This is a genomic window from Paraburkholderia sp. BR10954 (genome assembly GCF_040965775.1).
Classification (GTDB): domain Bacteria; phylum Pseudomonadota; class Gammaproteobacteria; order Burkholderiales; family Burkholderiaceae; genus Paraburkholderia; species Paraburkholderia youngii.
In genome coordinates this window covers 1-252 of sequence record NZ_JBFRCK010000338.1, presented here as the reverse complement: position 1 = coordinate 252, position 252 = coordinate 1, and the positions used below count along the sequence as shown (strand labels likewise).

Genomic DNA, 252 nt, shown 5'->3' with positions numbered 1-252 from the left:
TACCGGTTTGCCGCGCGATCCGCGCGGGGCATGCGCACGCATGCAGCCCCGCTGGCGCGCAGTCTTCACGCCGTGACGGCTCATCGCGCTGCTCCTTGCGGCACCACCCCTGGCATTCGGGCCATGCAAAGAGGACTACCACGTGTCACACGAGACCATCTACCGCAGTCTTTTCATTCAGGCAAGGGGTGCATTGAAGAAAGAACTGCTGGAGCATCTACGGCGCACACGAGCCATGCGTCGCTCGCGCCA

The 252-nt window shown here is 63.5% G+C and carries 1 pseudogene; it reads left to right on the top strand.

The features are described 5' to 3' along the window. Positions 1-130: 130 nt before the first annotated feature. Positions 131-252: pseudogene (locus AB4Y34_RS42475) on the top strand (IS30 family transposase); the annotation flags it as partial.